The sequence below is a fragment of the Cupriavidus consociatus genome (assembly GCF_017814975.1).
In the GTDB taxonomy this organism is placed as follows: domain Bacteria; phylum Pseudomonadota; class Gammaproteobacteria; order Burkholderiales; family Burkholderiaceae; genus Cupriavidus; species Cupriavidus consociatus.
The window spans coordinates 1-6,127 of the sequence record NZ_JAGIQA010000081.1; the positions used below are offsets into that span (position 1 = coordinate 1).

The window sequence follows — 6,127 nt, forward strand, 5'->3', positions numbered from 1 at the left end:
CAGTTGATCGTCACGCTCCTGGAGCCCTATTTACAGCCCGATAATTATTAAAGATATTTGCGGGATGTTGTACTAGTTTTTCCAAATTCCCGGCGTGAGGTTGAGCGGTACACCCATCTGCTTGGCAAGCTCTGTGCGCAACATCAGATGCCCAATGAATTCTGGCCGCATCATGGTAATCTCTCCAAGGAGATTCGGTCGGAGACAGAGGCCGCACTCAAGCAGAAGACCGTTCCTGCCACGGCTGTCTGTACCAATACACTTGAACTGGGCATAGACATTGGCGCGGTCAAGAGCATTGCACAGATTGGTCCACCGCCCTCCGTTGCGAGCCTGCGCCAGCGCCTGGGCCGGTCAGGTCGGCGCAAAGGCGAACCCGCAATCCTCCGCGGCTATAGCATCGAAGATGCCGTTGGCCCCAAGAGCTCGCTGGCCACGGAGTTGCGTCTCGACACTGTTCAGTTCGCCGCGATGCTCGCCTTGCTGCTTGAGGGCTGGTTTGAGCCGCCAGCAACGCAGGGCGCTCACTACTCAACGTTGATACAGCAGATTCTGTCCTATGTGGCGCAGAACGGAGGGGCTACGATTGCGCGCCTGTACGGAGCCCTCTGCGCTCCAAATGCCCCATTTACAGGCCTGGGCAAGCGCGAATTTGCGGAGCTGATTCGTCATCTGGGCGAGAAGGAATTGTTGGTGCAGGATTCATCTGGCGAGCTTCTGCACGGAAGTGTCGGTGAGCGCATAGTGAATCACTACACGTTCTATGCAGCCTTTGCGGCCGACGAGGAGTTTCGTATCGTTTCGGGCGGAAAGACTCTAGGTAGTCTTCCGATATCCCAGATGCTAATGGAAGGGCAGCGGATTCTCTTTGCGGGCAGGACCTGGCAAGTAGAAAGCATCGACGAAGAGCAAAAGACGATCGTGGTAGTCCGTGCTGGTGGTGGAGCACCACCGCTTTTCTCGGGAGGGAGCGGCCGAACTCACACGCGCGTGCGCGAGCGTATGCGCGAGCTTCTCGAATCGCCTGAAGTGCCTGCATACCTGGACGCCACAGCAAAGAAGTTCCTGGCTGAGGCTCGGAAGAACTATGGCGCGAGGGATCTCGCCCACGCTGTGATGGTTGACCAAGGTCAGGAGGTTCAACTGTTGACGTGGCTTGGTGATGCTGCAAACGAGGCACTTGCCTGCCTGTATCGCCAATACGGATATACCGCGTTCGCTTCCGGACCCGGCGTCGAGGTCGTCAAGGGTCAGGCGCAGGCAGATGACGTGCTGGCGACGCTCTCCGATATCGCTGCAAGCGAGCCGCCGGCGATTGACGTGCTGCTGGCAGATGTTAGCAATCTGCTTCGAGAAAAATGGGACTGGGCGCTTCCCGAGGGCCTGGTGCGCATTTCGTATACGAGCCTGAATCTCGACCTTGGTGCGGCGATGCATTGGGCTCGCAGCGTGAATCAGTCTGCGGCAGTCAAAGACGACATCGGCAACCGGTAGCGACAAAATTTTACGAGGCCGGTTGACGTCGGCCTTGAGAGGAGAACTTCCTGATGAGCAATGGACAAGAGTCTCGAACATCTTCAGAGATTTTTCAAAAGGGCTTCCTGGAACCATTTCTCCACTCGGAGGAGAGACCTTTCGTCAAACTTCTGAACTGGTACACAGGTTTCGGAAAGACGTACACGGCCGCGGTCTTCGCCATTGATCTGTTCGTGAATCGAGATGTGATTCCAGTCTTCATTGCACCGTTGCAGTCGCTGGTGGCAGGTTTCGCGTCCGACATTCAAGTCCATCATCGACCTGACATATACGGCGATGAAATCGAGGCAGCCATCCGAAGCACAGGAAATTCTGTTCCGGTGTACCGGCTGTATTCCATAGACTACCATCTGAACGATCGTACGTTCTTCGCAGCAGCTCTGGCGCTGGTGAGCTGGATTCATGGCTCGCCTCAGGTTGTACGCGATTTGGATAACCTCACTGGCCAGTCCGCTCGGAAAGATGATCTGACGGCTCGTCTTGCGGAGCTTCGTGCTAAATCTGTGATTTGCCGCGAGTCGCCATATCTTGGCATGTCGACGTCTGACGACACCTATGAAGATTCGCAGGCGGCCTATCTTCGCGCGGCGAGACGAGCGAGATCGGTTGCAGACAGTCTGACTGCGGATCTCATCAGGATCGAATTGGCGGCGCGAGAGCGTAAGGAAGGATCGCCAGGGTACCTCAATGAGCCTGCCGTCGCCGATATGGTGCGACGGCTTCATCCGTTGCAGGCGTTTCTCGACAAGCCTGGCATTATCATCTGTACTGCCTCGAAGGCCCAGGTAAGTCACAGCGTCTTCGTCTATGACAAGGCCCGCCTGCGGTGCAAACCGGAGAATTTTGAGAACCTGCCGGCGTTTCTTGAAGAGCTGAATCGTGATGGCAGTGAACTCGGGCGCAAGGTCTCGCGGCGCGCGGACGCTGCACGCGTCGTGACGTTTGTGGATGAGGAAGAGGACTCGTACTGGTACCTGTTCAGCCAACGGAAGTCGGTGCTCAACCCGGACGACCGGAGCGACCTAAGTATCGTGGTATCGGAGTTCTTTACGTTCTTCGACCTGAAGTGGCCTTTCGCGTTCGAACCGATCAACGGCAACCACATCGATCATCAGCCTCAACCGTCACTATCTTCCGACCGAGGAAATCGAGCAACATCGGTCCGATTTCATTGCGTTTGTATTCCAGGGCGAATGCCCGGTGTCGAGCCCAGCAACTCGGCATCCGGCAAATCGCGCAGACACGGATGCGCACCCTCCTTACAGACCATGTCCACTCTTCCCTCGTGCCAACGACCGCCGCGTCATCGCGTCAACCGCCCAGAGTAGCTGCAAGCCGTCACCAAAAGTTGGACTCACCGGAGTCAGCCCGGCAGGCAAGTGCGACATATCAACAAGTCAGTGCGCAACATGATGCCGTATTCCGCCTTCACTTTACCTTCTGCCATAGACCGCGAGTGGCGCCGGACCCAGGGCCTCACGTCGAGATTCTTATTCGCGCGTCGAGGTGCGCGGCTTCTAGGTAAAGTCGTCGTTCGGATGACCGCTCCCTAGAGACGAGAGCAATGTTTGGCCATTTCCAGCTACTTTCTGCGGCTTAGCTTCTCTTAAGAGGGCTTCCATATCCTCCGAGCAAACAAGTCTGGTCAACATTACGCCCGGACACGAAAAAATTGCACCCGTCATGTCAGCGTGGAAGGGGAAGACAGCGCTGGCGCCGTTTGTTCGGACAGCTCTCCTGCCTCGTCGATATAAGCTCTTGGTCGATATGAGTGTTTGCGCGCAGAAGGCAAGATATTGGCCTTGCCAGAATCAGACACCAGATCCATCACTGCGAGAGCAAAATGTCAGAAGCGACGATTTCGACTCCAAGACTCGTTGTCAACTACATACTCGGAGGCCTTCTTGCGGTCATGGCAGCCTGGTATCTCTTCGGCGGTGGGCTCGATTATCGAGCTTCGGAAACCATGTCGAGAATTGAGAAGGACGTTGCATCCGATGCTGTAGCCCAATACCAGATTGTTAAGCAGCACGGCGATCGCGTAGATATATGTGTTCATGCCGGGTTAGTCGCTGCGGCTTTCATTCAGGCCAAGGATGAATCTAATTACGCCCGTTGGAAAGAAGTCGAGCGTGTAGATTGCAGGGCAGCGGGAGTGCCACGATCGTGACCGCGCTTGGTACTCCGATGGCGACTCCCGATCGGATGACCTAGCTGGAGGTCTTTGTACATATCCAAGGCGGCTTCGGCCGCAGTGGCTATGTGGTCGTGCAGCGCGCCCCTCGAGTTGACCTCGTTGATCATGCCATCCGCAACGATGCAAGCCTCAATTGCTGTCCACTGCCGACAACATGAGATTGCCATGTTCCTGAATTGCTCAGAGTCTATTGCCACCCAGGTTAACCTATTGATCGCAGATCACGTTCTCGGATGGTCCTATCCACATGGCGGTTGCCTTCTGGGGCCGAGGTGCAGAAACCCTGCTGTCGGGAAACACAGGCACCTTCCACGTCATCTGCAATTTACATGCGGGAGGCACGAACCCGGCGGTAATACGGACTATCAAATCAATTCCGCATGTAGTCGTCAGACAGTTAGATTCATTACATGCAAAGGTCGTCGCAGCTGACTGTGGCGCCGTCATCTCTTCCGCAAACATTTCTACTAACGGACTCGGATACGATGGTCCTGACACCTTCACGTGGCACGAAGCCGGCGTCCGGGTTCCTTCCGATTCACCGGAATTCCAAGGAATACTGGTTTGGCTTCAAATGCTCTGGGGCCAGGCGCGCCCAATCACTGAGAAAGACTTGATCGCCGCCGAGGCAGCATGGGCCCGACGCAAGCACACACAGTGTCGTTCAAATAAAGACAACGAAGAAGCTGGACCGCAGGAAGACCAAAAGCCTACACTTGTCTTGAAAGCTGTGCATTTCCCTGGACGCATTAAGCCGGATCAGCGCAATATTCGGTCTGCAGCTGCTCTGCTTGCGCTTGATGGGCACCAAGGCAGGGCTATGCCGCTTACAGCTTTTGCATTCCTGTTTCTGGAGGACATACTGAACGGGCTTTTAATAATCACGAGGACAAATTCGATATCGACCACCACCAAGTATCGCTGAAGTTGGAATATGTCGGCTACTTTGTCGGCGAGGATGGAACGCTGGAGTCATGCACCGACTGCAAGCGGCGCAAAAGCGGGGGCGCCCAAGTGCTTGCTGACACTGCGGCGTGGATGCGTGGCCAAGGCTCACGTCCCGTAACGCTCGAAGGCACTGAGGTATCCGCAAGCTTCGATGTCAGATGCGGTGGTCCCATGCAGGCGCAGCGCAGCTCGTCAGCAGTGCCCCAGAAATCGACGGGAGTGGCGAATCAGCGCAACGAGTCCACAGCGTAGCCCTGACTATCATCATAGTACTGACATAACGCCCGTTGAGCGAAACTTGTCTGTAGCGGCTAAGTTGTAATGTCCCCCAGCAGTGCCGGTTTGTCTGGCCCGACCACAATGCCGCGCTGACAAGTTCCGCGCCGACAAGGGGTATGAGTCGAACGGTGCCATCGCCATCTGCGCAAGCGAGACATCTGTCCCCGAATCGCACGCCGTGGCATCAAGAAGAACGACCGCCTCGGCAAACATCTCTGGATTGTAGAGCGCACGCACGCCCGGGTTCGGCAAGGTGCGCGTTCGCTTCGAACGCGGCCTCGAACATCCATGTCGCTCTGCTCACGCTCGCCTGCGCTATCGTCTGCTCCCGATTCGTCGAGGAATCTTGTTAGCCGTTCTTACTCAAGAGTGATTTTAAGCCCTTCTCTAGGTGTCACGGTTGCTTCGTAGATTGCGATGCGATCGTTCGACGCGAAAGTAACGTGCGGCGTTCCTTGCACATGACCCAACTTTGGGTCCACCGTATGCCCGTAGGGCGTCACTGCGACCGCATCGGCCGGAACGCCTATCTCGTCGAGCGCGAGAGTTCTAGACTGTGTGGCGGGATAATCGCTGCTCGATTTCGTCGTGGTGTGCCACGTGCCGTCGCTACTCTGCCACTGGACTGAGAAGCAAAACACATAGCCGGTTTTGTTTTTTACGGTAATCTTTTGAACCTGAATCATGATTTTTCTCATGCGAAAAGATTATATGAATAACATAAAGGGGTTTTCTGCTTAGTGGTGCTATGTATGTGTGCTATTGCATAATTCTGTCCTTTGGCCTCACCGCGTACTGCGTAAGGGTCTGCGCGACGGTGCCCGAGCTGCTATACACTGCGATGTGCCCAACAGCGGGCCGGAGTTGGTTGCAGCTATAAAGGGACATATTTTCTCCTTGTTGGTCAGTCGAGATGAATCCCGAAAAGCACTTCTGCGACTATAGGAAAAGGTCGCGTGATCCCATTAATGAAGTGAATGCAATCTATGTGCCTAGTGCTCATGCAAACTGGTGTAATCAGAAAAGTGTAGACAAAACATACTTATTGTTGAGTGATCGTTCTAATTGTTGGATTCTTGACATTATATGTGGCGGTTTCAAGAGCGAAGTGCAACGCCCCGCATGTTATTGAAGAGGAAGCTTGTCCGAGGGATTTGCGAGTACCTG

At 55.0% G+C, this 6,127-nt stretch carries 5 protein-coding genes and 1 pseudogene; 5 read left to right on the plus strand and 1 reads right to left on the minus strand.

What is annotated here, in order from left to right; translation table 11 throughout:
• Positions 1-57 precede the first annotated feature (57 nt).
• The 5 genes and pseudogenes from J8I82_RS37065 to J8I82_RS38885 all read left to right on the plus strand — a co-directional run.
• Positions 58-1,494: a helicase-related protein gene (locus J8I82_RS37065; protein ID WP_209765535.1), complete on the plus strand. Its 1,437-nt coding sequence runs from the start codon at positions 58-60 to the stop codon at positions 1,492-1,494.
• A 53-nt stretch (positions 1,495-1,547) separates the two neighbouring features.
• Positions 1,548-2,864, plus strand: coding sequence for a hypothetical protein (locus J8I82_RS37070; protein WP_209765536.1), 1,317 nt, complete (start codon positions 1,548-1,550; stop codon positions 2,862-2,864).
• 515 nt (positions 2,865-3,379) lie between these two features.
• Positions 3,380-3,706: a hypothetical protein gene (locus J8I82_RS37075; protein ID WP_209765538.1), complete on the plus strand. Its 327-nt coding sequence runs from the start codon at positions 3,380-3,382 to the stop codon at positions 3,704-3,706.
• 274 nt (positions 3,707-3,980) lie between these two features.
• On the plus strand, positions 3,981-4,658 hold the full coding sequence (locus J8I82_RS37080) for a phospholipase D family protein (RefSeq protein ID WP_209765540.1): 678 nt from the start codon (positions 3,981-3,983) through the stop codon (positions 4,656-4,658).
• A 351-nt stretch (positions 4,659-5,009) separates the two neighbouring features.
• Positions 5,010-5,313, plus strand: a pseudogene (locus tag J8I82_RS38885) (IS5/IS1182 family transposase); the annotation flags it as partial.
• A 6-nt stretch (positions 5,314-5,319) separates the two neighbouring features.
• On the opposite strand, the gene J8I82_RS37085 reads toward J8I82_RS38885, so the two are convergent.
• Positions 5,320-5,646 carry a hypothetical protein gene (locus tag J8I82_RS37085; protein ID WP_245180627.1) on the minus strand — a complete coding sequence of 109 codons (327 nt, stop codon included), beginning with the start codon at positions 5,644-5,646 and terminating at the stop codon, positions 5,320-5,322.
• Positions 5,647-6,127 lie beyond the last annotated feature (481 nt).